Below are 24,292 nucleotides of genomic sequence, written 5' to 3' on the forward strand. Positions count from 1 at the left end.
TTCGCCCCGCAAGGGGCGGATAACTCAACGGAGTGAATATGAGCGTATTACGTTCGTTATTAACTGCTGGGGTGCTGGCGTCAGGCTTGTTATGGAGCCTGAGTGGAATCACTGCCACGCCAACGCCGCAGGAGTCGGATCAACGCTGGACGGTTACCCAACAGCGTAATCCGGATGCCGCCTGTCTGGACTGTCACAAGCCGGATACCGAAGGCATGCATGGTAAGCATGCGGAAGTCATCAACCCGAATAACAAACTGCCGGTCACCTGCACCAACTGTCACGGCCAGCCATCACCGAACCACCGTGAAGGGGTGAAAGATGTGATGCGCTTTAATGAGCCGATGTACAACGTGGAGCAGCAGAACAGCGTCTGTATGTCCTGTCACCTGCCTGAGCAGCTGCAAAAAGCGTTCTGGCCGCACGATGTCCATGTAACCAAAGTGGCGTGTGCCAGCTGTCACTCACTGCATCCGAAGCAAGACACGATGCAAACGCTGAGCGATAAAGGACGGATCAAGATTTGCGTCGATTGCCACAGCGATCAGCGTAACAATCCGAACTTTAACCCGGCGTCGATTCCGTTGCTTAAGGAGCATCCATGAGTTGCTCTCGTCGCCAGTTTATCACCGGCGTCGGCGCGCTGGTGGCAGTGAGCGGGACGGCGGGGCGCGTTGTGGCGAAGACGCTGAACATCAACGGCGTGCGTTACGGTATGGTACATGATGAGTCATTATGCATCGGCTGTACGGCCTGTATGGATGCTTGTCGCGAAGTCAACAACGTGCCGGAAGGCGTATCGCGTCTGACGATTATTCGCAGTGAGCCGCAGGGAACGTTTCCTGATGTGAAGTATCGCTTCTTCCGTCACTCGTGCCAGCACTGCGACCACGCTCCCTGCGTTGACGTCTGCCCGACGGGGGCATCGTATCGTGATGCCGCCAGCGGCATTGTGGATGTGAACCCGGACCTTTGCGTTGGCTGCCAGTACTGCATTGCCGCGTGTCCTTATCGCGTGCGCTTTATCCATCCGGTGAGCAAAACGGCGGATAAATGCGATTTCTGCCGGAAAACCAACCTGAAAGCGGGCAAACAGCCCGCCTGCGTTGAGTCATGTCCGACGAAGGCGCTGACGTTTGGTAATCTGGACGATCCCAACAGCGATATCTCCCGTTTGTTGCAGCAGAAAACGACCTACCGTTACAAGCTGGCGTTAGGTACAAAACCGAAGGTCTACCGCGTTCCCTTTAAATTTGGGGAGGTGAGCCAATGACATCCGCTTCTGCATTTCATTTTGAATCACTGGTGTGGGACTGGCCCATTGCCATCTATCTGTTCCTGATAGGTATCTCTGCCGGACTGGTCACGCTGGCGATTCTGCTGCGTCGCTTCCATCCGGAGGCGGGCGGTTCGGACAGCACGCTGCTGCGCACTACGCTGGTGTTAGGGCCGGGGGCGATTATCCTCGGTCTGTTGATTCTGGTGTTCCACCTGACGCGGCCATGGACTTTCTGGAAACTGATGTTCCACTACAGCTTCACTTCGGTGATGTCGATGGGGGTCATGCTGTTCCAGTTGTACATGGTGGTGTTAGTGCTGTGGCTGGCAAAAATCTTTGAAAAAGAGGTGATTGCCCTGCAACAGCGCTGGCTGCCGCGGTTAGGTATCGTGCAGAAAGTATTGACGTTGATCGCGCCTTTCCATCGTGCGCTTGAGACGTTAATGCTGGTGCTGGCGGTCCTGCTCGGGGCGTACACCGGTTTTCTGCTGTCGGCGCTGAAATCTTACCCGTTCCTGAATAACCCGATCCTGCCGGTGCTGTTCCTGTTCTCTGGGATCTCCTCCGGTGCCGCGGTGGCGCTGATCGCCATGGCGTTACGCCATCGTAGCAACCCGCACAGTACCGAAGCGCACTTTGTGCATCGCATGGAAGTCCCGGTGGTATGGCTGGAGATCTTCCTGCTGGCGGCGTTCTTCGTCGGTCTGGCGCTGGGCGATGACGGCAAAATGCGCGCGCTGGCGGCGGCACTGGGCGGCGGATTCTGGACCTGGTGGTTCTGGCTTGGCGTGGCTGGGCTTGGGCTGATACTGCCGATGCTGCTAAAACCCTGGGCCAACCGCAGTTCGACGTTTCATGGCGTGCTGGCAGTCTGCGGTGCCAGCCTGACCGGCGTACTGCTGCTGCGTTTTTTTATACTCTATGCGGGTCAGCTAACCGTTGCGTAAGGTGATATCTGGACGTTCTCCTTCCTGAAGCCGGTTTTCTGGCGCTGTTATTAAGCCTTGGGGTCAACGTGTTGACCCCGCTTGCCGTGTTGGTGGGTGTCCGCCAGCGCTGGCAAGGGGTGATGCGCCTTGCAACGGTGGGCGTGTGGGCGCAATTTACCCTGCTACTGCTGGCTTTTGCCATTCTGGTATTCTGCTTTTTGACCAGCGACTTTTCGGTGGTCTACGTTGCTCAGCACAGCTACAGCCTGCTGCCGTGGGGATTAAAACTGGCGGCGGTGTGGGGCGGTCATGAAGGATCGCTGCTGCTGTGGGTGCTGTTTCTTTCCGGCTGGAGCGCGCTGTTCGCTTTACGCTATCGGCGTGATACCGACGCGCTGTTTCCGCTGACGCTCAGCGTCCTTTCAATGATAACGGCCCTGCTGCTGCTGTTTGTGGTGGTATGGTCCGATCCGTTCGTGCGCATCTTCCCGCCTGCCATTGAAGGGCGCGACCTTAACCCGATGCTGCAACATCTCGGGTTAATCCTCCATCCACCTCTGCTGTACCTGGGTTACGGTGGTTTGATGGTGGCGGCAGGCGTGGCGCTGGCCTCGCTGCTACGTGGTGACTTTAATGCGCAGAGCGCCTGGGTGTGCTGGCGCTGGGCGCTGCCCGGCTGGTGCGCGCTGACGCTGGGGATTATCCTCGGCTCCTGGTGGGCCTACTGCGAGCTGGGCTGGGGCGGCTGGTGGTTCTGGGACCCGGTTGAAAATGCTTCCTTATTACCCTGGCTTTCCGCCAGCGCGCTGCTGCATAGCCTGTATATCACGCGCCAGCGCGGAATCTTCCGCCACTGGTCGCTGCTACTGGCGATCGTCACGCTGATTTTATCGCTGCTTGGGACGCTGATTGTACGTTCCGGCATTCTCGTTTCGGTGCATGCTTTCGCGTTGGATAACGTCCGCGCCGCGCCGCTGTTTGCGCTGTTTACCGTGTTGAGTCTGGCGTCGCTCGGGCTGTACGCCTGGCGGGGCCAGCAAGTCCGGCAGAATGCGCGTTTTGGCGGTTGGTCACGCGAGATGCTGATTCTGGTTGCGCTGCTGCTCTTTAGTGCGGTGCTGCTGATTGTGTTGATTGGCACGCTCTACCCGATGATTTACGGGCTGTTCGGCTGGGGACGGCTCTCCGTAGGCGCACCGTACTTTAACCGTGCTACGCTGCCCTTTGGCCTGCTGATGCTGCTGGTTATCGTGCTGGCAACGGTCAGAAGCCGCAACGTGTCTTTCCGCATCCAGCTTCCGGCACTGCTGGCGCATGCTGGGGTGCTGGTGTTTGCGGCGGGGATCGTCTTTTCCAGCGGTAGCCGTCAGGAGATAAGCCTGAACCTGAGCCCTGGGCAGCAGGTTGAACTGGCGGGTTACATTTTCCGTTTTGAGCGTCTCGACCTGGAAGCCAAAGGTAACTACACCAGTGAAAAAGCGCAGATCACGCTGTGGCACAATGAGAAACGTATTGGCAGCCTGCAACCCGAAAGGCGCTTCTATGCCGCGCGCCGTCAACAGATGATGGAGCCGGGGATCCGCTGGAATCTGATGCATGACTGGTACACGGTAATGGGTGAAAAAACCGGACCTGACCGCTATGCCATGCGTTTGTACGTGCAGACCGGCGTGCGCTGGATTTGGGGTGGGGGACTATTAATGGTCTTTGGCGCGCTGCTGAGCGCATGGCGAGGAAGGAAGCATCCAGAGTTATTGCCTGATGGCGCTGCGCTTATCAGGCCTACGAGTGAAAAGCAGGGTAGGCCGGATAAGGCGTTCACGCCGCCATCCGGCAAAACGATGTTACTTGTGGCTTTACTGATTTTTCTACCTTTTACCACCCATGCCCAGGTTGTGGATACCTGGCACTTTGAAAATCCGCAACAGCAGGAACAAGCGCTGTCCATTGCCAGCCAGCTTCGCTGCCCACAGTGTCAGAACCAAAACCTACTGGAATCCAATGCGCCGGTAGCGGTCAGTATGCGCCATCAGGTTTATAGCATGGTGGCGGAAGGGAAAAGCGAAGCTGAGATCACGACATGGATGACCGAGCGTTATGGTGACTTCGTTCGTTATAATCCGCCGCTGAATGAGCAAACGCTGCTGCTGTGGGCGTTACCGTGCCTGTTGTTATTGCTGGTAGGTGTGGTGGTCTGGCGAGTGAGAAGACGTCAGCATACGGAGGAAGGTGAACAATGAACCAGTCCGAACCGCTGTTACGCCCAATGCCTGTGAAGCGGCTGACCGCTGCGGCGGTGCTGATGGTTGTGGCCTGCATTGGAGGCTACTTGTTGACGCCAAAATGGCAGGCGGTTCGTCAGGAGCAGACGAGACTGGCGGACCCTTTACATGCTTTCTCCGATGAGAATGTTCAGGAAAAACAGTTGCTTTTGCTGCAATCGCAGATTCGCGCTAATCCCCAGGACGGCGTGAAATGGGCGCAACTCGGGGAGTACTATCTTTGGCAAAACGCGTATCATAATGCGCTGCTGGCCTACGAGCAGGCGCTGCGTGTCGGCGGTGAAAATGCTGAGATCTATTCAGCGATGGCAACGGTATTGTATTACCAGTCCGGACAACATATGACGCCACCCACTCGCGAGATGATTGATAAGGCTCTGGCGCTGGACCCGGCAGAGGTCACCGCGCTGATGCTGTTAGCCTCAGATGCGTTTATGCAGGCAGACTACGCCCAGGCTATTTCAGTGTGGCAAAAGGTTATGGATTTAAACTCGCCTAGGGTGAACCGGGCACAGCTCGTTGACTCTATTAATATGGCGAAGTTATTGCAGAATCGGCAAAAATAAATTTGTTTTTTTTGTGATTTGTATCATTTGGCCTGTTTAAAAAACAGGCAAACGAACAAATGGGCGAAAAAAACTCACACCATGACTTCTTCATTTTTGAACATATTAAAATTCTTTTATAACAAAAAGTTATTCATCAATACCGCGATAAAATTGCATTTTTATGCATAAAATCAGCCAAAAGCCCTGTTCTTAGAGGGTTGCGCGGAATGCCATGCAGATGATAATGATAATAAGCGTTAAAAAACTCCATAAACGAACGCAACACAATTCATACCCTTTCAGTATGTACTATTCCCACACACCGCATGTGGAATAGCGCTCCATCGAGGAAGTCCGTTGTTATGAAAAATTTGAAAGTCAGCCTGGCATGGCAGATTCTAATCGCCATGGTGCTGGGCATTCTGCTAGGGAGTTACCTGCATTACCATAGTGACAGCCGTGAATGGCTGGTTGTAAACCTGCTGTCACCGGCGGGCGATATCTTTATCCATCTGATCAAAATGATCGTTGTGCCCATTGTCATCTCTACGCTGGTTGTCGGTATTGCCGGAGTCGGTGATGCAAAACAGCTGGGCCGCATTGGCGCCAAAACTATTCTCTATTTCGAAGTGATCACCACCGTGGCGATTATCCTTGGGATCACGCTGGCTAATGTGTTCCAGCCGGGTTCCGGGATTGATATGTCGCAACTGGCGACCGTGGATATTTCGAAATATCAAAGCACGACTGCAGAAGTACAGAGCCACGCGCATGGTTTGATGGGGACAATTTTGTCACTGGTGCCGACCAATATCGTCGCCTCGATGGCAAAAGGCGATATGCTGCCGATTATCTTCTTCTCGGTGCTGTTCGGTTTAGGTTTGTCTTCCCTGCCGGCAACTCACCGCGAACCGCTGGTTACCGTGTTCCGCTCTATTTCCGAAACCATGTTTAAAGTGACCCACATGGTTATGCGCTATGCGCCAGTCGGCGTTTTCGCGCTGATTGCCGTTACCGTCGCAAACTTCGGTTTTGCCTCCCTGTGGCCGCTGGCGAAGCTGGTGCTGTTGGTGCACTTTGCCATCCTGTTCTTCGCGCTGGTGGTGCTGGGGATTGTCGCGCGTATCTGCGGTTTGAGCATCTGGATCCTGATCCGCATTCTGAAAGACGAGTTGATTCTGGCTTACTCTACCGCCAGCTCCGAGAGCGTACTGCCGCGTATTATCGAGAAGATGGAAGCCTATGGCGCACCGGCTTCAATCACCAGCTTTGTGGTGCCGACCGGCTACTCATTCAACCTTGATGGTTCAACGCTGTACCAGAGTATTGCCGCGATCTTTATTGCGCAGCTGTATGGTATCGACCTGTCGCTGTGGCAGGAAATAGTGCTGGTGTTGACGTTGATGGTGACCTCGAAAGGGATTGCGGGCGTGCCGGGCGTATCATTCGTGGTGCTGCTGGCAACGCTGGGCAGCGTGGGGATCCCGCTGGAAGGCCTGGCGTTTATTGCCGGTGTTGACCGTATCCTCGACATGGCGCGTACCGCGCTGAACGTGGTGGGTAACGCACTGGCGGTGCTGGTTATCTCCAAGTGGGAACACAAATTTGACCGCAAAAAAGCGCTGGCCTATGAGCGCGAAGTATTAGGTAAGTTTGATAAGACCGCCTTGTAGGCCGGATAAGGCAACGCCGCCATCAGGCAACCTGCTCCGGGTTGCCTGATGGCGCTACGCTTATCAGGCCTACAACGACTACCCGTTGGTTAACTTATCAAACTCTTCGCAGCCGGTATCGAATCCTTCCGTACAGCTCAGATTCAGCCAGTGCAGTGCCTTCTGTTTATTCTTCACGATAAAACCCTGCTCACCGTTTAAGAACATCATCCCGGCCCAGTATTCGGAATAGCCGGTGCGGGAAATGGCAGAGCTACGTTTGAAATACCACGTCGCTTTCTCATCGTCTGCGGGAATACCCACGCCGTTGGCGTAAATCAGCCCAAGCAGCATTTGCGCGTCGACGGCGGAGTCGTTTTCCAGGTCTTCGGAGGCGTTTTGCAGCAAGGTAATGGCTTTGGGGTAATCGGTGTGTCCAGCCTGAGTGTTGACCAGAATACGCGCCAGCGTAATTTCCCCTGTCTTACTGCCTGCCTGGGTCGCTTTTTCCGCCAGCGTTTTGGCCTCGGGATAATCCAGACTGACCGGATTGGTAATCTTAATCTGCGCCAGCAAAGCCCAGGCATCCGCATCGCCGTTATCGGCGGCTTTTTGCGCCCAGTATTCCGCTTTACCCAAATCGCCTGAACTAAACCAGGTATCAGCGAGGAAATATTGTGCGCGTCGGTCTCCGGACTCGGCGGCTTTCAAAAACTGACTACCGGGCTCTTCGGCATGGACAAAGCATGTCATTAACACCATCAAGGCGAAAAGTCGTTTCATCTTATATTTAGATTTAGTGTAGGGAATGAACAGTATAGAGAGATTATGTGCATAAAAAAACGGCCTCCGAATGGAGGCCGTCAGGGGAAGCTTAACCCATCGCGCTTTCGCGCAGGCTGGCTTTCAGCTTGGTGTACTCATCAATGACATACTGCTCGGCAGCGCGCTGATCGGCAATGCGTTCAACGTTAACAGCACAGTACTTGTACTCCGGCGTTTTGGTAATCGGGCTTAAGTTCTCGGTTACTAGCTCATTACATGCGCCAATCCACCACTGGTAGGTCATGTAAATTGCGCCTTTGTTTGGACGATCGCTGACTGCCGCACGGGTAATGACCCGACCTTTACGCGAGTTCACCCACACCAGCTCTTCATCCTGGATGCCCAGGCGTTCTGCATCGGCGGTGTTGATCTGGGCATAGCCCGGTTCATCCGCCAGCGCGGCCAACGCCGCACAGTTACCGGTCATCGAACGGCAAGAGTAGTGGCCGACTTCACGCACTGTAGACAGTACCATCGGGTACTCCTCAGTGAGTTTGTCGATTGGCGCTACCCAGTCGCAGGTGAAGAACTGCGCCAGGCCGTTCGGGGTGTCGAACTTCTCTTTGAAGAGATAAGACGTACCCTGGTCGGCCTCTGAGGTGTCGCGGCAAGGCCACTGGATATAACCCAGTTCGCCCATTTTCTCGTAAGTGGCACCGTAGAAATCCGGGCACAGATGACGCAACTCGTCCCAGATTTCCTGGGTGTTGTTGTAGTGCATCGGGTAGCCCATACGGGTGGCGATTTCACTGATAATCTGCCAGTCCGTTTTCAGATCCCACTTCGGCTCAACGGCTTTAAAGAAGCGCTGGAAGCCACGGTCAGCTGCGGAGAATACGCCTTCATGCTCACCCCATGACGTAGACGGTAAAATAACGTCTGCGGCAGCGGCAGTTTTGGTCATGAAGATATCCTGCACGATGACCAGTTCCAGATCCTCAAAGCCTTTGCGCACTGCGGAGAGTTCAGCATCGGTTTGTAATGGATCTTCACCCATGATGTACGCCGCGCGTACTTCGCCATGCGCTGCACGGTGCGGCAGTTCGCTGATGCGATAGCCGGTATGAGCAGGCAGACTTTCCACGCCCCAGGCTTTAGCGAACTTCTCGCGGTTAGCCGGATCTTTCACATACTGATAGCCCGGATAAGTATCCGGCAGCGCGCCCATGTCACATGCGCCCTGAACGTTGTTCTGCCCACGAACCGGGTTAACGCCCACGCTCGGCTTACCGAGGTTGCCGGTCAGCATTGCGAGGCTGGTCAGTGAACGCACGGTTTCCACGCCCTGATAGAACTGGGTAACACCCATGCCCCACAGGATGGCCGCGCTTTTCGCCGTGGCATACATACGTGCAGCCTGACGAATATCCTGCGCGCTAACGCCAGTGATATCTTCGACGGACTCCGGCGTGTAGCCTTCGACGATCTTGCTGTACTCTTCGAATCCTTCCGTACGGGAGGCGACGAACGCCTGGTCATACAGTTTTTCTTCGATGATGACATGACCCATAGCGTTGAGCAGCGCGATGTTCGAGCCGTTTTTCAACGCGATGTGCATGTCGGCAATACGCGCGGTTTCAATTTTGCGCGGATCGCAGACGATGATTTTCGCCCCGTTACGTTTAGCATTAATCACGTGATTCGCCACGATCGGGTGGGAATCCGCCGGGTTGTACCCGAAGATGAATACTAAATCTGTGTTATCAATTTCATTGATAGCATTACTCATTGCGCCGTTACCGACCGATTGGTGCAGACCTGCAACCGATGGGCCGTGTCAGACGCGAGCGCAGCAGTCAACGTTATTGGTACCAATAACGGCGCGCGCGAATTTTTGCATTACATAGTTGGTTTCGTTACCCGTACCGCGAGATGAACCGGTCGTCTGAATAGCGTCCGGGCCATACTTCGCTTTGATGGCGCTCAGACGACTGGCGACGTAATCAAGCGCTTCATCCCAGGAAACGGATTCCAGTTTGCCGCCACGCTGGCGACGGATCATAGGGGTTTTCAGACGAGGGGTCAGGATCTGGGTATCATTGATAAAATCCCAGCCATAGTAGCCCTTCAGACACAGGGTACCCTGGTTGGTTTTCCCCTGCGCCGCTTCAGCCCGGACGATTTTGCCGTTATCGACCACCAGGTTGATTTTGCAACCTGATGCGCAATATGGGCAAACCGTGACGACTTTTTTCATCGGTCTCGCTCCAGTTAATCAAATCGCGCATACGCGCTTGTCGTTTTTGTTATGCATCTTTTATGCCATGTTTTTATCAGGGGCATTAGTCGATATTACGGGCGAATTTTGCGCAAAACCCTGACGAAAAACAGGCTGTCGTCATATTTGACGTGACGAATCTCCAATACGTGACGCCCCGGCAGTGTGACCGAGGTTATGTTTCCCGCACATCCTTGTGCCTTATCGCTGTCACTCTGTGCAGAATCAATCACACTCATTTAAGTTGGCCAGAAATGGGGAAAAACAATGAAGCCAGCCATACTGGTTGTGGATGATGACATCGCTGTCTGCACGCTTTTACAGGATGTGCTGAGCGAACACGTCTTTACGGTGACCGCCTGTCACACCGGGCAGGAGGCGCTGCGCTGCATTGAGACTCAGCCGGATATCGCTCTGGTATTGCTGGACATGATGTTGCCCGATATCAACGGTCTGATGGTGTTGCAGCAGGTGCAAAAGATGAGACCCGGATTACCGGTGGTGATGCTGACCGGGCTTGGCAGCGAGTCGGATGTGGTTGTTGGGCTGGAAATGGGGGCTGACGACTATATCGGTAAGCCGTTCAATGCGCGGGTGCTGGTGGCGCGGGTAAAGGCGGTGCTCAGACGCGTTGGCGTGTTAACGGCAGAAAGCGGCGGCCCACAGACCACGGGGCTTTCTTTTAATGGCTGGCATCTCGATACCGCCGGTTGCCAGTTACATAATCCCCAGCAGTTGAAGGTGGAGTTGACGCAAGGGGAATACAGCCTGCTGTTGGCGCTGGCCCAAAATGCCCGGCGGGTGCTGAGCCGAGAACAACTGCTGGAGCTGACGCGCAGCGACAGCGTTGAGGTGTTTGACCGCACTATTGACGTGTTAATCATGCGGCTGCGGCGAAAAATAGAGAACAACCCGCACCAGCCAATGTTGATCAAAACCCTGCGCGGGCTGGGTTATGTGTTTGCCGCCGACGTGCAACATCACGATAAGGCGGCGTGAACGTGTGCAGTTGCCGGATGCGGCGTAAACGCCTTATCCGGCCTACAAAAGCGATAACAACTCCGTAGGCCTGATAAGCGTAGCGCATCAGGCGTCAGCCATTTCTGCTTTCAACTCTGCCAGCGTCTTCGCGCCATCTATCGCATTCGCGCACAGCAAGCTTGCCCGCGCACAGGCGTGTGCCAACCTGACGCTGTCCGTCAGCGACCAGCGCTCATGACAGCCATACAAAAATCCAGCGCAAAACGCATCTCCCGCCCCGACGCTGCCAACGATCTCCTCCTGCGCCAGGTACTGCGACGGGATCCAGACGCCCGGCAGATCCGGCGCTTCACCCCAGGCACCTTCCGGACAGTGGATCACCACCCGCTGGCGTACACCTGCATCCAATAATTCGCGTGCGGCGGTGGCGATGTGCGCAATATGCAGTTCGCCGTTGGGCTGGCGGATCTCCAGCCCGCTGAACTCCCCGGCTTCCAGCTCGTTAATCACCAGATAGTCTAGATGGCGCAGGGCTGGCATCACCAGCGGTTGATAGCGCGGGTCGCCCTTGCGTGAGACCAGATCCAGCGACGTTTCAAAGCCGTTGTCGCGCATTTGCGCCAGCAGCCGTGCGCTACGCGTCCCGAACTCCTCATCCGGCATGTCCAGACTGTCGAGCAGCAGCAGATATCCCAGATGGAAGATTTTCATCGAGGTATCCAGTTGCTCAAACGCAGGCAGATCGAGTAGCCGATTGGCACCGGGCGAGTGGAAAAAGGTGCGCTGACCGCTGGGATCGGTCATCACCTGCGACATCGACGTGGGGGCGAATGTGGTGCGCTGCACGTGTTGGCGATTAACGTGATACTGCTCCAGCATCGCCATGATGTAGTCGCCGTCGCTGTCCTGACCGATTAACCCCACCGCCTGCAACGGCAGCCCAGTGTGCATTTTTGCCAGCGTCAGCAGCACATTAAGCGGCGCACCGCCCGTGGCGCGTTCGCTACGGGTGATTTCCGCCAGCCAGCCACGTTCCGGCCACTGCACAATTTGATGCACGTGATCGACCAGCATGTTGCCTGCGGCGATAACGCCTTTGCGTTCCATCAGACCCGTCCCGCGCTGCCAAAAATGCGCATCTGTTCCGAAACGGTATCGGTAATGGCCTCTTCAATGCCGAGCAGCAGTTCGGCGAATTCGTCGTACAGCGGCTGGCGATTCGCCATCCGTGTTTCTACCGCCGACAGCGCCGCCTGCGACATGCCGGTATAGAAGTTGATTTTGTGAATGCCGAGTTCAATCGCACGCTTGAAATCGTCGTCGCTGATGCCGGAGCCGCCGTGCAGTACCAGCGGGATTGCCGCCTGCTGGCGAATGGCGTCCAGACGCGGGAAGTCGAGCAGCGGTTCGCCTTTGTATTTGCCGTGGGCATTGCCAATGGCGACCGCCAGCGCGTCAATCCCGGTTCTGTCGACGAAATCACGCGCCATCATTGGGTCGGTAAACAGCGACTCGTCGGCATGACCGTACAGCGCGCCGCCCTCATCACCGCCCACCGCACCCAGTTCGGCTTCCACCGACACGCCGACGGCGCGGCACATCTTCACCACTTCTCGGGTCTGGCGGATATTTTCTTCATACTCCAGCGTGGAGCCATCGAACATCACTGAACTGAACCCTAAGCGTAGTGCCCGCACTACCGACTCAAAGTGCAGGCCGTGGTCAAGGTTTAGCACCACCGGAATGTCATGCCGCGCGGCTTCGAACTTGACCGCTTCGACCAGAGAATCCAGCGAGATATATTTAAAATGTACTTCGGCGATATTGATGATAAACGGCGAACGTTCCTGCTTTGCCGCGGCAAACAGCGCGCGCAGGAAGTGTGAATCCAGAACATTAAATGCCCCTAAGGCATAACGATGCTCACGGGCATGGGCAAGACCATCAGCGAGAGATATCAACGGCATAATGCGCTCCTTGGTTAGCGGAACAGGCGATATTCGTTACACAGCACCAGCTGCGCCGGCTCGTCTTCTTCAATGTCGTTATAGCGGGCGATCGGTTGCAAAAAGTGGTTATCGTGGTCGTCGTCATTAACAGAAGAAACCTCGCCGACCAGCACGTCGCCAAAACCTTCTTCCGCCCAGAAGCTGTGATACAGTCCCGGCGGCAGGCAGATGCTTTCACCCGGCGTCAGGCGTAACTGACTGCCCGCTGCATGGGTTTGCCGACAGCCGTCAATCACCACGCTGACGTCGGTCTCCTCCGTTTGTTCCCGGATCCCCGCATTCCACAGTTCCACAATTAAATTGCCGCCGCCTCGATTGATAATGTCTTCGCGTTTGCGCCAGTGAAAATGCATCGGCGTGACCTGCGCATCGCGAACATGCATGATTTTCTCGGCGTAGCATTTCTCGTAAGGCATTCCTTTCGGCGAGCCATTACGCAGAGTGAACAGCGTTAACCCTTGCGCGGCGAAATTGTTGCCGCCAAATGCGGTGACATCCCAACCGAGCTTAAGGTCGAACACTTCGCTCCAGGCTGCAGCATCAAGCTTGCGCCATTGGGTCGGGGGGAAGCTGGCAAAAGGGGGGAGATGCACGTCGTGCTGAGAGAAAAACTGGCGCGTGTGGCCAAGGATCTCGTTTATTGCGGAGCGTTTCATCGGCTGAATCCTCCTTAATATAATGCCGGATGGCGCCGCGCTTATCCGGCCTACAAATTCATAGCGATCTTGTAGGCCGGATAGGGCATTTTTGCCACCATCCGGCGTTGTTGTGGCGGGCTATTTAACCGTCCAACCCTTATAACTGCCGACGTTGTTTTTATCGATCATCGTCACTGGGATCAGCACGGGTTCTTTCGGGGCGGGTTTCCCCTGCAATATGTCATAGCCGATTTCGACCGCTTTGGCAGCCATCACCTGCGGATCTTGTGCCGGAGTCGCCACAAATAGTGAGTTTTCGCGCTTCAGCGCTTCTTCACCGTCCGGGGATCCATCTACGCCGACAATAAAGAATTCGCTACGCTGCGCCTGTTTTGCCGCCAGATCGGCACCGATCGCCGTCGGATCGTTAATGGCGAATACGCCGTCGATCTTCGGATTCGCCGCCAGCAGCGCGGTCATGATCTCCAGCCCGCCTTCACGACTGCCTTTGGCGTTTTGGTTATGCGACAGCACCTTGATGTCAGGGTGGCGTTTAAACTCAGTCTGGCAGCCTTCCACGCGGTTCTGGACGGCGGAAACCGGCGGCCCGTTGATGATGACGACGTTGCCTTTGCCTTTCAGGCGGTCGGTAATGTATTTACAGGCCATTTCACCTGCCTGGGTGTTATCGGAGGTAATGGTCGCATCTGCGCCTTCCGCCGCCACGTCAACGGCAACCACCACGATCCCGGCGTCTTTCGCGCGTTTTACCGCCGGGCCGATGCCTTTGGAGTCGGCGGCGTTAAGGATAATCATGTCGACTTTGGCGGCAATAAAGTTGTCGATCTGCGACACCTGTTGACCCAGATCGTAGCCGCTGGAAACCAGCGTTACTTTAACGCTATCACCTGCCAGCTTGCGTGCTTCCAGCTCCGCGCCTTTGGTGATCTGCACGAAGAACGGGTTGGCCAGATCGCCCACCGTAACGCCGATCGATTTCAGTTCTTTTGCCTGCACAAACGGAGCTGCAGCAAGCAGGGCGCCAGCACAGAGCGCGGTTACTAATGGCTTCAAACGCATACTCGTTTCCTCACGTAGGGTATTGTTGTTATACGCCTGATGGCGCTGCGCTTATCAGGCCTACGAATGAGTAGGCCAGTAAGCTTGTCTATGCACTTTGATGGTGTCGGGTACGGTATTTGTCGATCAGCACCGCTATGATGATCACCGCCCCTTTGATCACCAGTTGCCAGAAATAGGAGACGCCCATCAGCGTCATGCCGTTATTGAGCGTGGCGATTATCAACGCCCCCACCAGCGTGCCGGTGATGGTGCCGATCCCGCCAACAAAGCTGGTGCCGCCGAGGATCACCGCCGCGATGGCGTCCAGCTCGTAACCCATGCCTAAGTTGCCGTTGGCGCTATACAGCCGCGAGGCGCTCATCACCCCGCCAAGGCCTGAGAGCAAACCGCTCATGCCGTAGACGAACAGCAGCACCAGCCACACTTTGATCCCGGTTAAACGTGCGGCCTGCATATTGCCGCCGACCGCGTAGATATGAACGCCGAGCGTGGTGCGGCGCAGAATGAACCAGCACACCACCACCACCGCTAGCGCAATGACCACCAGCCACGGAACCGGGCCGAGATAGTTGTTACCGATCCACTCAAAGCTGATATTGGAGTTAATTACCGTTGTTCCGTCGGCCAGCAGATAGGCCGCACCGCGCAGCGCCGTATAGGTTCCAAGCGTGACGATAAACGGCGGTAGTCCGGCAAAAGCAACCAGCGCGCCGTTAAACAATCCCAGCACCAGACCGAGCATCAGCGCCGCCGGAATCGATAGCATGGCAAGCTCAGGAATAAGAGAAACGACCATGGCTGCGACAGCGGTGGTACCGAGAATCGAGCCAACCGAGAGGTCGATCCCGCCGGTCAAAATAATGAAGGTCATGCCAGCCGCCAGCACGATGTTGATCGAGGCCTGACGGGTAATATTCAGCAGGTTACTTTCGGTAAAAAAGTTAGGCGCGATAAAGCCAAATACCGCCACAATCAGGATGAGAATCGGTAAGATGCCGACCGTTTGCATCAGATCGCTCATCAGCATTTTTTTTGCGGAGGCGGATTTCGCCACCTGCTGGGGAGTGGTTGGATTATTCATGGGGCACCGCCTGATGGTGGGAGTCGTTCACGCCGGTTGCCAGCGTCATAATATTTTCCTGGGTAATGCTTTGTCCGTTCAGCTCGCCGGCAATACTGCCTTCCCGCATGACGTACACGCGATCGCTCATACCGACGACTTCCGGCAGCTCGCTGGAGATCATCAGGATCGCTACGCCTTTGCGCGCCATATCGTTCATGATCCGGTAGATCTCGCTTTTGGCACCGACGTCCACGCCGCGCGTGGGTTCATCGAGGATCAAAATACGTGGGCCGATCGCGACCCAGCGTGAAATCAGCAGTTTTTGCTGATTTCCGCCGGACAGCCCACCCGCGCGTACCTGTGCGTGCGGCACGCGGATGTTGAGCAGCTTGATGGCGTCATCGGAAATAGCCTGCGCCTTTTTGCGATCAAGCATGCCCCAGTTGGCGTCACGCTCCAGCGTTGCCATGGTGATGTTTTCTGCCGCTGCCAGCTCTAAAAATAATCCCTGTTCTTTGCGGTTTTCCGTCAGAAAGCCAATGCCGTGGTCAATCGCTTCGCGCGGGGAGTGGATCACTACTGGTTCACCGTCTACTTCAATCATGCCGCCGATGGCTTTACGCACGCCAAAAATCAGCTGAGCCAGTTCAGAACGCCCGGCACCGACTAGCCCGGCCAGGCCGACGATCTCCCCGGAGCGCACCAGCAAGCTGCACGGCTGGACTTTATGGCCGTCGGTCAGGTGATGAACATTGAGGCGTGCTTTACCTAAGGGAATGTCGCGATCTTTGTTGAACAGATCGCTCAACGGACGGCCCACCATCATGCGTACCAGCTCCGAGGCGTTGAGCTTGTCGCGGGTCAGGCTGCCAACATATTGCCCATCGCGCAGGACGCTGACGCGGTCCGAGAGTTCGTACACTTCCGCCATGCGGTGGCTGATGTAGATAATCGCCATCCCCTCATCGCGCAGGCGCATGATCAGTTCAAACAGGCGGTGGGTTTCACGTGAGGAGAGGGCGGCGGTGGGTTCATCCATTACCAGAATGCGGCTGTTACGGTGCAGGGCGCGGGCAATTTCCACCTGCTGCTGTTCGGCGATGGTCAATGTCATCACACGGTCGCTGGCCTTAAACTGGGCGCCGAGTCGGTCGATGACTTTCTGCGACTGCATGACCATCTCTTTACGCTGGACCAGCCCGCCGCGCGACAGCTCGCTGCCAAGAAAGATATTTTCCGCTACCGTCAGGTTCGGCGCGAGCTGCATCTCCTGATAAATCAGCGTGATGCCTGCGCTAAGTGCATCTTTGGGACCGCGAATGTGAAACGGCTGACCGTCAATCAGGATCTCACCGCTGGTGGCGGTATAGGCGCCTGCGAGGATCTTCATCAGGGTGCTCTTCCCCGCGCCATTCTCGCCCATCAGGGCATGAATCTCGCCCGGCCAGACCGTTAAATCGACCCCTTTCAGCGCGTAAAATTTGCCAAACGCTTTAGCAATGTTGCGCATCTCCAGAACCGGTGTCCTGCTCATGGCGGATCTCCTGTGGGGTGGCCGATATCAGCAGTCCATCACAGGAATGTAAATGCAAAATGTCAGAAGCCGTTCATATTTGTCATATTGCGATTTTTCTTCACGGAGCGTGATATGCCGCAACCGGGACGTCACTTTCTCGCCAGTGCGCGCGGACGATTGCTGTTCTTCAATCTGCTGGTGGTGGCAGTCACGCTGATGGTGAGCGGCGTGGCGGTGCTGGGTTTTCAGCATGCCAGTCAGATTCAGGAGCAGGTGCAGCAGCAAACCGTTGACGACATGACCGGCAGCATGAACCTGGCGCGGGATACGGCGAACGTGGCGACAGCGGCGGTGCGGTTGTCGCAGGTGGTCGGGGCGCTGGAATACAAAGGGGAAGCGGAGCGGCTGCAGGAGACGCAAAGGGCGCTGAAGCAGTCGCTGGAACAACTGGCTACCGCGCCGCTGGCACAGCAAGAGCCGGTGCTGGTCGAGCGTATTATCCAGCGCAGTAATGAACTACAAAGCAGCGTAGAAGGGATGTTGCAGCGCGGGCAGCGGCGACACCTGGAGCGTAACGCGTTGCTCAGTTCGCTGTATCAAAATCAAAGCTATTTACGTCATCTGCAAAAGTTGACCGGCGCGCAGGATGATGCGCTGCTGGGGCAGATGGACCGCTTAATTGTTGCCGCCATCGACACGCCCACGCCGCGTTCGGTGGTGAAACAACTGGATGCGGTGATGCCTGCGCTTCCCTTGCGCCATGCTAGTCCGCTGATTAGCGGTATCCTCAACGACTTCAACCAGGAGCTGCATAAGCTGGAGCCGCTCTCTTCCGCGCTGGAGCAGAGCGATTTGGCCATCAACTGGTATATGTTTCATATCAAAGCGCTGGTGGCGATCCTCAACAGCGATATCAATCAGTATGCCTCGCAGGTGGCGCTGATCTCAGAGCAACGGGTGGCGCAAAGCCATCAGGAACTGCAATCCGGCGCGTTGTTTATTTTAGTGTTTGCGCTGCTGGCGGTGGTGATCACCGGTTTTGCTGGGTGGTATATCTACCGTAATCTCGGTTCCAACCTGACGGCCATTTCACGGGCGATGACCCGGCTGGCGCACGGTGAATCAGACGTCAGCGTCCCGGCCCTGCAGCGGCGTGATGAGTTAGGCGAGCTGGCCCGCGCCTTTAGCGTCTTTGCCCGGAATACGGCGTCGCTGGAGCACACCACCCGACTGCTCAAAGAAAAAACCAGCCAGATGGAAATCGATCGCACCGAACGTCAGGGGCTGGAAGAAGCGCTGTTGCACAGCCAAAAGCTGAAGGCGGTGGGGCAACTGACGGGTGGATTAGCACATGATTTCAATAACCTGCTGGCGGTTATTATTGGCAGTCTGGATCTGGTGGATCCGGATTCTCCCGACGCGCCGCGGGTCAATCGGGCGCTAAAAGCCGCCGAGCGTGGGGCGTTGCTTACCCAGCGACTGCTGGCCTTTTCGCGCAAACAGTCGTTGCACCCTCATGCGGTGGAGCTGAAAACGCTGCTGGAAAATCTGGGCGAACTGATGCGCCACTCTCTTCCGGCCACGTTGACGCTGGAGATTGAAGCCCAGTCTCCCGCCTGGCCCGCGTGGATTGACGTCAGCCAACTGGAAAACGCCATTATCAATCTGGTGATGAACGCCCGTGACGCCATGGACGGGCAGGCGGGCACGATTAAAATCCGTACCTGGAATCAGCGGGTCACGCGCAGCGATGGGCGCAAGCAGGATATGGTGATGCTGGAGGTTGCCGACCAGGGAAGCGGGATGTCACAGGAGGTGAAAGCCCAGGTCTTCGAACCGTTTTTCACCACCAAACAGACCGGTAGCGGCAGCGGACTGGGGCTGTCGATGGTTTACGGTTTTGTGCGCCAGTCCGGTGGTCGGGTGGAGATTGAAAGCGCTCCCGGGCAGGGAACGACGGTCAGGCTACAACTGCCTCGCGCCGTTGTGCCGGTGCAGGCTCAGGCAGAACCGGTGGCGGTACATGCGGCGAACAGCGGTGAAAAACTGGTGTTGGTGCTTGAAGATGAAGCCGATGTACGTCAGACGTTGTGCGAGCAATTACACCTGCTGGGCTACCTGACGTTAGAGGCCGCCAACGGGGAACAGGCGATGCATATGCTGGCGGCTTCATCCGAGATTGATATTTTTATCAGCGACTTAATGCTGCCAGGTGGTTTAAGCGGCGTGGATGTGGTTAACCATGCCCAGGCACATTATCCGCAGTTGTCCATCCTGCTGATAAGCGGTCAGGATTTACGTCCGGCGCATAACCCGGCGTTGCCGGATGTGGCGCTATTGCGTAAGCCTTTTACTCGGGGAGAGCTGGCGCAGGCGCTGCGGCATTCGCGTAATTGAGATTCCTCCGCTACCCGCGCAAATACGCTTTGATTACCGTGGGGCGAGTTTCTTGATGAGGCTGGTTTTATGCAACGCTCCGCGACATTCCTTCTTTTTAGTTTGCTAATGCTGACCACCGTATCGGCACAGGCGGATATTATCGATGACGCCATTGGTAATATTCAGCAGGCGATTAACGACGCATACAAACCGGACAACGGGCGGGATTATGATGACTCCCGTGATGAAAGCTGGCAGCGCCAGATGAGTGACGACCGGCGCAGGCAATATGACAATCGCCGCCGCCAGTTTGAAGATCGACGTCGCCAACTGGATGACCGTCAGCGCCAGCTCGATCAAGAACGGCGTCAGTTAGAAGACGAAGAGCGCAGAATGGAAGAGGATTACGATCGTTAGCGGTAACGATTAAATTTATGGGTATTTTATCTTTCTGGCAGGGATTTACCTGCTCGCCCAACAGCTCACCATTTTATGTTAATGAATGCACTTGAGCACAGTGCATGTATGCACTACAATCTCTCTATGCTTATGGAAGTGGTGCTGGCAATGGAATGTCTAAATCATTAAATATCAGAAATTTTCGGGATACATGGCTTGAAGATTTTTTTGAACGGGCGACATCGCACAGAAAAATACCTGCGGATATTCACACTGCATTAGCCAGAAAGCTGGATATCATTAATGCGGCTGTTTCGCATCGGGATTTGCGCTCGCCACCCGGTAACAGATATGAAGAGTTAACCGGAAAATTACAGGAATATTCTTCAATCAGAGTAAACAAGCAGTACCGATTAATATTTAAATGGATTAATGGTAAGGCCGAAGATGTGTACTTAGATCCACACATCTATTAGAGAAAACGTAAGGTAACGATATGAAACAGGCATCCAGAAAACCAACGACTGTGGGTGATATCCTGCAATATGAATACCTGGAACCGCTTGATCTGAAAATCAACGATCTGGCTGAAATTCTGCATGTTCACCGCAATACAGTGAGCGCACTGGTCAACAATAATCGCAAATTAACAACGGATATGGCGTTTCGTTTGGCAAAAGCGTTCGATACCTCCGTTGATTTCTGGCGTAACCTACAGGCGGCGGTTGACCTGTGGGAAGTTGAAAATGACATGCGGGCGCAAGAAGAACTGAACCGGATTGTTTCAGTTAAAGATTTTATTGCGCAGCGAGATGTCGGCGCAAAAAAAGTCGCTTAATCATCTGTTTGTAGGCCGGATAAGATGTTTTCATCGCATCCGGCAAATTTCCTTACTCCAGCACAATCTCCATTCCGTCATATCCTGCCTCAAACCCTGCGGGAAGCGGATGTTCCATCATCCACAGGTCAAACTGATGGCTGATATGCGTCAGGATCACTCGTGGGCAGCGGATAACGTCGTTCAACGCGATAACGGTGTTTAAATCACAATGATTGCGCGGTGGCTCGGCGCGCGGGGCATGGCTGCAGTCAATGATAATCACCTGAGGCTGGTTATTGTGGAGAAACTTCAAAGTCTTGTCGGGAAGTCCGGCGGTATCGGAGAGCCACGCCACGCGGCTATGTGCGGTCTCCAGCAGATAACCAAACGTCAGCTTTGAATGGTTGAGCGGTAGCGGCGTTACCTGCAATCCTTGCAGGTCGAACACCACGAACGGTGCCACGGTATGGCTAAAATCGAGGATGCCGGGATGCTTAAACAGATCGTCGCAACCCTGTTCATCCGGCGGACCGTACACCGGGATGGTCGCCCCCACACCCCAGCGCAACGGAAACAGCCCTTGCACATGATCCATATGATAGTGAGTCAGCAGAAACTGCTGGAAGCTGCCCGCCGGCCAGTCGTCCATCAGATGCGGGATCCCCGCGTCCAGCAGCGTCACCGCATTATTGAACTTAACCACCCCGCTACAAGGGCGTCGACGGTATTGCGCCTGTAAGTGTGCTCGTTGGCAGGCCGCACAGTCGCAGCCAAATGTCGGCACCAGCTGCGCGCCGCCCGTTCCCGTCAGCGTAATGGTCAGACTCATGGCTCCCCCTACAACGGTTTAGTGAAGCGAAAATGGCTCTGGGTATAGCCTTCGCGCTGATAAAAACGGTGAGCGTTAAGGCGTTGAGTGCTGGTGGAAAGCTCGGTCATCTCTGCACCCGCTTCGCGCGCGGTGGCTTCGGCCCAGGCCAGTAACTGACTGCCTACCGTTAATCCTCGCGCCTGCGGCATCACCACCAGTTCCTGTATTTCACCAATCCAGTTAGCGTGGTGCAGATGAAACTGCAGGTGCAGACCGATCAAGCCGACGACCTGTCCGTCGAGCTGCGCCAGTTGGTAGTGCATATTGGGATCTTGCAGATTTGCGGCGTATCCGGCACTAAAGGCCTGCAGGTCGAATTGACCCTGTTTCAACTCACAGATGAGCGCATAAACCGCATCGGTATCGTATAGCGTAGCGCGGCGTAATTCACAGACAGACATGTTTCTTCTCCTTGCGTCCCATCAGTGTGAGTAGTGTATCGACAGACTGTAGCAAACTTCCATCGTTGTTCAGGACGTGGCAGTCATACGGGGCGTAGCGGGCTGCGCGCTCAAGACGGGCGGCGATTTCCGTTTCGCTCTCCCGTCCACGAGCCTGCAAGCGCTGGCGTAAAATCGCCGGAGAAACCTGTAAGCAAATGGGGAGTAAAGATGTGCCGTAACGGGCCTGCGCCTGGGGCAGATGCGCCCGTGAGCCGTTGACCACCACATCAAAACCGGCGTGTAGCCAGAGGTCAATCTCCACGCCAACGCCGTAGTAGAAGCCATTGGCGTGCCAGCTCAGCGCCAGCAGGTTCTGCCCGGCGCGGGTAAAAAATTCTTGTTCGCTCAGCGCAATATGATTTTCATTCCCGGCGTTGGCGGCGCGGGTGATGTAACGGTGCGCCACCAGCAGTTGCGCCGGTTCCTGCTGGCGGAGTTCGGCCAGCAGACTGTCCTTACCGGAGCCGGATGGCCCCATCAGCCAGATCAGTTTACCCATAGTCAGAATACCCTTTTGCCCTGACGCCAGACGTGGTCGATATGGATGTTGCCGCCTTTGCGGTGTGCCAGCACCAGATCCGCGCGTTTGCCTTCGGCAACAACGCCACGATCGTCGAGATTTAATGCCCGCGCGGGATTGCGGGTCACCAGACGAATGGCCTGTGGCAGCGTAAAGCGGTTGGCGTCGTCGTCCGCTACGCGAAACGCCGCATCGAGCAGGCTGGCGGGGTAGTAGTCGGAGGAGAGAATATCCAAAAGCTCCAGCTCAGCCAGCTTATGCGCCGCTACGTTGCCGGAGTGAGAACCGCCGCGCACGATGTTGGGCGCCCCCATCAGTACGTTCATACCATGCTGGCGCGAGGCTTCAGCTGCTTCGAAGGTGGTGGGAAATTCGGCGATCACGCTGCCAAGCTGGTGCGATTCCAGCACATGATCATGGGTGGCATCATCATGGCTCGCCAGCGCAATCTGGCGCTCACGACACATCTGGGCAATCGCCGTGCGATTGGGCTGTGACCAACGCGCCGCCAGCGCTAACTGTTCTTCTTCATAGCGGGCCATCTGCTCGTCGGTGAGCGAATACTTGCCTTGATAATACTCGCGGTACTTCTCACGATTGGCGAACTGACGCTGGCCTGGCGAGTGATCCATCAGCGACACCAGCGTTACCGGCTCGCGGCCGACCAGCTTTTCAAACAGCGGCAGGGTAGTGTGATGCGGCAGCTCACAGCGCAGGTGCAGGCGATGCTCGGCGCGATTGACCCCGCGCTTTTGCGTCTCTTCGACCGCATTGATCATCTTCTCCAGATTTTCCAGACGGTCGCCGCCGTCGCGCACATCGCCAATTGCCACCGCGTCCAGCACGGTGGTAATGCCGCTGGCGACCATTAGCGCGTCGTGGCTGCTCATCGCCGAGTGGGCAGGCCAGTCTACCTTCGGGCGCGGGGTGAAAAATTTGTCGAGATTATCGGTATGCAGCTCGATAAGCCCTGGTAGCAGCCAGCCGCCTTCGCCGTCCAGCGCCTCAGGTAGGCTGCTCGGACTTTCTGCAAAGGTGCGAATGACCCCGCCCTCGATTTCCAGCGATCCTTGCACCACTTCATCTTCCAGTACCAGCTTTACATTATTGATAATCATGCTGTTGTTCCCATCAGATGCAGACGATCCGCTACGCGGTCGCGCACGGTTTGATCGTGAAAAATGCCGACAATTGCTGCGCCGCGGGCTTTCGCCTCTTCAATTAATGCGACGACGGCGGCGCTGTTTTTGGCGTCCAGCGAGGCGGTAGGCTCATCGAGCAGCAGAATTGGGTAATCGACGATAAACCCGCGGGCGATGTTGACGCGCTGCTGTTCGCCGCCGGAAAAGGTCGACGGCGCCAGGTGCCACAACCGCTCCGGCACGTTCAGGCGGGTAAGCAGGTTAGCTGCTTTGGCTGCACACTCCTCACGGGAGACCCCCAGATCCAGCAGCGGTTGCATCACCACATCCAGCGCGGAAATCCTGGGGATCACGCGCAGGAACTGGCTCACCCAGCCGATGGTTGAACGGCGAACCTCCAGTACTTTGCGCGCCGGGGCCTGCACCAGATCGACCCATTCATCGCTGTGGCGGATGTGGATGTGTCCTTCATCCGGCAGGTAGTTGGCGTACAGCGAACGCAGCAATGTGGATTTGCCGCTGCCCGAGTGACCGTGCAGCACCACGCATTCGCCGCTTTTAACGTCCAGAGTGGCGTTTTGCAGCACCGGCAGACGCACGCCATTTTGCTGATGCAGGACAAAGGTTTTACTGACATTTTCAACGCGGATCGCGTTCATTTTTAGCCTCTTTAGACATTTTTGCGTTCGATTGCC

At 55.8% G+C, this 24,292-nt stretch carries 24 protein-coding genes; 11 read left to right on the plus strand and 13 right to left on the minus strand.

Annotation, left to right across the window (positions count from 1 at the left end; all coding sequences use genetic code 11):
- Positions 1 to 38 precede the first annotated feature (38 nt).
- The 6 genes from nrfB (at position 39) to gltP (ending at position 6,711) form a co-directional block, all read left to right on the plus strand.
- Positions 39 to 605 (plus strand): cytochrome c nitrite reductase pentaheme subunit, encoded by a 567-nt coding sequence (gene nrfB, locus ACHHZ7_RS17795; RefSeq protein WP_003826649.1) that lies wholly within the window; start codon positions 39 to 41, stop codon positions 603 to 605.
- Positions 602 to 1,273 (plus strand): cytochrome c nitrite reductase Fe-S protein, encoded by a 672-nt coding sequence (gene nrfC / locus ACHHZ7_RS17800; protein WP_003031761.1) that lies wholly within the window; start codon positions 602 to 604, stop codon positions 1,271 to 1,273. Before nrfB ends, nrfC begins: the two co-directional genes overlap by 4 nt.
- A complete protein-coding gene (nrfD, locus tag ACHHZ7_RS17805) occupies positions 1,270 to 2,226 on the plus strand; it encodes a cytochrome c nitrite reductase subunit NrfD (RefSeq protein ID WP_032942109.1) in 957 nt (318 codons plus the stop codon). Before nrfC ends, nrfD begins: the two co-directional genes overlap by 4 nt.
- Before the next feature lie 8 nt (positions 2,227 to 2,234).
- The gene (gene nrfF, locus ACHHZ7_RS17810; RefSeq protein ID WP_060683099.1) at positions 2,235 to 4,448 is read left to right on the plus strand and encodes a heme lyase NrfEFG subunit NrfF; all 2,214 of its coding nucleotides are present in this window, start codon (positions 2,235 to 2,237) and stop codon (positions 4,446 to 4,448) included.
- On the plus strand, positions 4,445 to 5,056 hold the full coding sequence (gene nrfG, locus ACHHZ7_RS17815) for a heme lyase NrfEFG subunit NrfG (RefSeq protein ID WP_060683100.1): 612 nt from the start codon (positions 4,445 to 4,447) through the stop codon (positions 5,054 to 5,056). Before nrfF ends, nrfG begins: the two co-directional genes overlap by 4 nt.
- 344 nt (positions 5,057 to 5,400) lie before the next feature.
- Positions 5,401 to 6,711, plus strand: a complete 1,311-nt coding sequence (gltP, locus tag ACHHZ7_RS17820) for a glutamate/aspartate:proton symporter GltP (RefSeq protein WP_020996087.1) — start codon at positions 5,401 to 5,403, stop codon at positions 6,709 to 6,711.
- 78 nt (positions 6,712 to 6,789) lie between these two features.
- Here gltP and yjcO read toward each other — a convergent pair whose 3' ends face one another.
- Entirely contained in the window at positions 6,790 to 7,473 is a 684-nt protein-coding gene (yjcO, locus tag ACHHZ7_RS17825; protein ID WP_060683101.1) for a Sel1 family TPR-like repeat protein YjcO, read from the minus strand.
- A 91-nt stretch (positions 7,474 to 7,564) separates the two neighbouring features.
- Positions 7,565 to 9,712 carry a formate dehydrogenase subunit alpha gene (gene fdhF, locus ACHHZ7_RS17830; protein WP_081003612.1) on the minus strand — a complete coding sequence of 716 codons (2,148 nt, stop codon included), beginning with the start codon at positions 9,710 to 9,712 and terminating at the stop codon, positions 7,565 to 7,567.
- A gap of 288 nt (positions 9,713 to 10,000) precedes the next feature.
- On the opposite strand from fdhF, the gene ACHHZ7_RS17835 reads away from it, so the two are divergent.
- Positions 10,001 to 10,732, plus strand: coding sequence for a response regulator transcription factor (locus ACHHZ7_RS17835; protein ID WP_008786942.1), 732 nt, complete (start codon positions 10,001 to 10,003; stop codon positions 10,730 to 10,732).
- Between the two features lie 87 nt (positions 10,733 to 10,819).
- Here ACHHZ7_RS17835 and ACHHZ7_RS17840 read toward each other — a convergent pair whose 3' ends face one another.
- The 6 genes from ACHHZ7_RS17840 to ACHHZ7_RS17865 form a co-directional block, all read right to left on the minus strand.
- The gene (locus ACHHZ7_RS17840; RefSeq protein ID WP_100247236.1) at positions 10,820 to 11,824 is read right to left on the minus strand and encodes a carbohydrate kinase family protein; all 1,005 of its coding nucleotides are present in this window, start codon (positions 11,822 to 11,824) and stop codon (positions 10,820 to 10,822) included.
- Complete coding sequence (locus ACHHZ7_RS17845) at positions 11,821 to 12,681, minus strand: ketose 1,6-bisphosphate aldolase (protein WP_060683102.1); 861 nt, start codon at positions 12,679 to 12,681, stop codon at positions 11,821 to 11,823. The genes ACHHZ7_RS17840 and ACHHZ7_RS17845 overlap by 4 nt, the downstream gene beginning before the upstream one ends.
- A gap of 14 nt (positions 12,682 to 12,695) precedes the next feature.
- Positions 12,696 to 13,379, minus strand: coding sequence for a D-lyxose/D-mannose family sugar isomerase (locus tag ACHHZ7_RS17850; RefSeq protein WP_032942114.1), 684 nt, complete (start codon positions 13,377 to 13,379; stop codon positions 12,696 to 12,698).
- 120 nt (positions 13,380 to 13,499) lie between these two features.
- Positions 13,500 to 14,441 carry an ABC transporter substrate-binding protein gene (locus ACHHZ7_RS17855; RefSeq protein WP_003826688.1) on the minus strand — a complete coding sequence of 314 codons (942 nt, stop codon included), beginning with the start codon at positions 14,439 to 14,441 and terminating at the stop codon, positions 13,500 to 13,502.
- 88 nt (positions 14,442 to 14,529) lie between these two features.
- Positions 14,530 to 15,525 carry a ribose ABC transporter permease gene (locus tag ACHHZ7_RS17860; protein WP_008786947.1) on the minus strand — a complete coding sequence of 332 codons (996 nt, stop codon included), beginning with the start codon at positions 15,523 to 15,525 and terminating at the stop codon, positions 14,530 to 14,532.
- Entirely contained in the window at positions 15,518 to 17,041 is a 1,524-nt protein-coding gene (locus tag ACHHZ7_RS17865) for a sugar ABC transporter ATP-binding protein (protein WP_060683103.1), read from the minus strand. Before ACHHZ7_RS17865 ends, ACHHZ7_RS17860 begins: the two co-directional genes overlap by 8 nt.
- Positions 17,042 to 17,155: 114 nt before the next feature.
- Here ACHHZ7_RS17865 and ACHHZ7_RS17870 point away from each other — a divergent pair, with 114 nt between their 5' ends.
- The 4 genes from ACHHZ7_RS17870 to ACHHZ7_RS17885 all read left to right on the plus strand — a co-directional run bounded on the left by ACHHZ7_RS17870 (position 17,156) and on the right by ACHHZ7_RS17885 (position 20,639).
- Positions 17,156 to 19,420: a hybrid sensor histidine kinase/response regulator gene (locus tag ACHHZ7_RS17870; protein ID WP_060683104.1), complete on the plus strand. Its 2,265-nt coding sequence runs from the start codon at positions 17,156 to 17,158 to the stop codon at positions 19,418 to 19,420.
- A 69-nt stretch (positions 19,421 to 19,489) separates the two neighbouring features.
- Positions 19,490 to 19,819, plus strand: a complete 330-nt coding sequence (gene yjdP / locus ACHHZ7_RS17875; RefSeq protein ID WP_003031807.1) for a DDRRRQL repeat protein YjdP — start codon at positions 19,490 to 19,492, stop codon at positions 19,817 to 19,819.
- A gap of 155 nt (positions 19,820 to 19,974) precedes the next feature.
- Positions 19,975 to 20,277 carry a type II toxin-antitoxin system RelE/ParE family toxin gene (locus ACHHZ7_RS17880; protein ID WP_032942116.1) on the plus strand — a complete coding sequence of 101 codons (303 nt, stop codon included), beginning with the start codon at positions 19,975 to 19,977 and terminating at the stop codon, positions 20,275 to 20,277.
- A 20-nt stretch (positions 20,278 to 20,297) separates the two neighbouring features.
- Positions 20,298 to 20,639 carry a HigA family addiction module antitoxin gene (locus tag ACHHZ7_RS17885; RefSeq protein ID WP_008786950.1) on the plus strand — a complete coding sequence of 114 codons (342 nt, stop codon included), beginning with the start codon at positions 20,298 to 20,300 and terminating at the stop codon, positions 20,637 to 20,639.
- Positions 20,640 to 20,691: 52 nt separating this feature from the next.
- Here ACHHZ7_RS17885 and phnP read toward each other — a convergent pair whose 3' ends face one another.
- From phnP to phnL, 5 genes are read right to left on the minus strand one after another with little or no spacing between them, the layout of a single operon-like run.
- Positions 20,692 to 21,450 carry a phosphonate metabolism protein PhnP gene (phnP, locus tag ACHHZ7_RS17890; protein WP_060683105.1) on the minus strand — a complete coding sequence of 253 codons (759 nt, stop codon included), beginning with the start codon at positions 21,448 to 21,450 and terminating at the stop codon, positions 20,692 to 20,694.
- Positions 21,451 to 21,458: 8 nt separating this feature from the next.
- Entirely contained in the window at positions 21,459 to 21,893 is a 435-nt protein-coding gene (gene phnO, locus ACHHZ7_RS17895; RefSeq protein WP_008786952.1) for an aminoalkylphosphonate N-acetyltransferase, read from the minus strand.
- Entirely contained in the window at positions 21,880 to 22,434 is a 555-nt protein-coding gene (gene phnN, locus ACHHZ7_RS17900) for a ribose 1,5-bisphosphokinase (RefSeq protein ID WP_008786953.1), read from the minus strand. The genes phnO and phnN overlap by 14 nt, the downstream gene beginning before the upstream one ends.
- Before the next feature lie 2 nt (positions 22,435 to 22,436).
- A complete protein-coding gene (phnM, locus tag ACHHZ7_RS17905; RefSeq protein ID WP_060683106.1) occupies positions 22,437 to 23,573 on the minus strand; it encodes an alpha-D-ribose 1-methylphosphonate 5-triphosphate diphosphatase in 1,137 nt (378 codons plus the stop codon).
- Positions 23,570 to 24,256 carry a phosphonate C-P lyase system protein PhnL gene (gene phnL / locus ACHHZ7_RS17910; protein ID WP_003826708.1) on the minus strand — a complete coding sequence of 229 codons (687 nt, stop codon included), beginning with the start codon at positions 24,254 to 24,256 and terminating at the stop codon, positions 23,570 to 23,572. The genes phnM and phnL overlap by 4 nt, the downstream gene beginning before the upstream one ends.
- Positions 24,257 to 24,292: the final 36 nt, after the last annotated feature.

It is taken from the genome of Citrobacter freundii complex sp. 2024EL-00216, assembly GCF_043945515.1.
Lineage (GTDB): Bacteria > Pseudomonadota > Gammaproteobacteria > Enterobacterales > Enterobacteriaceae > Citrobacter > Citrobacter portucalensis.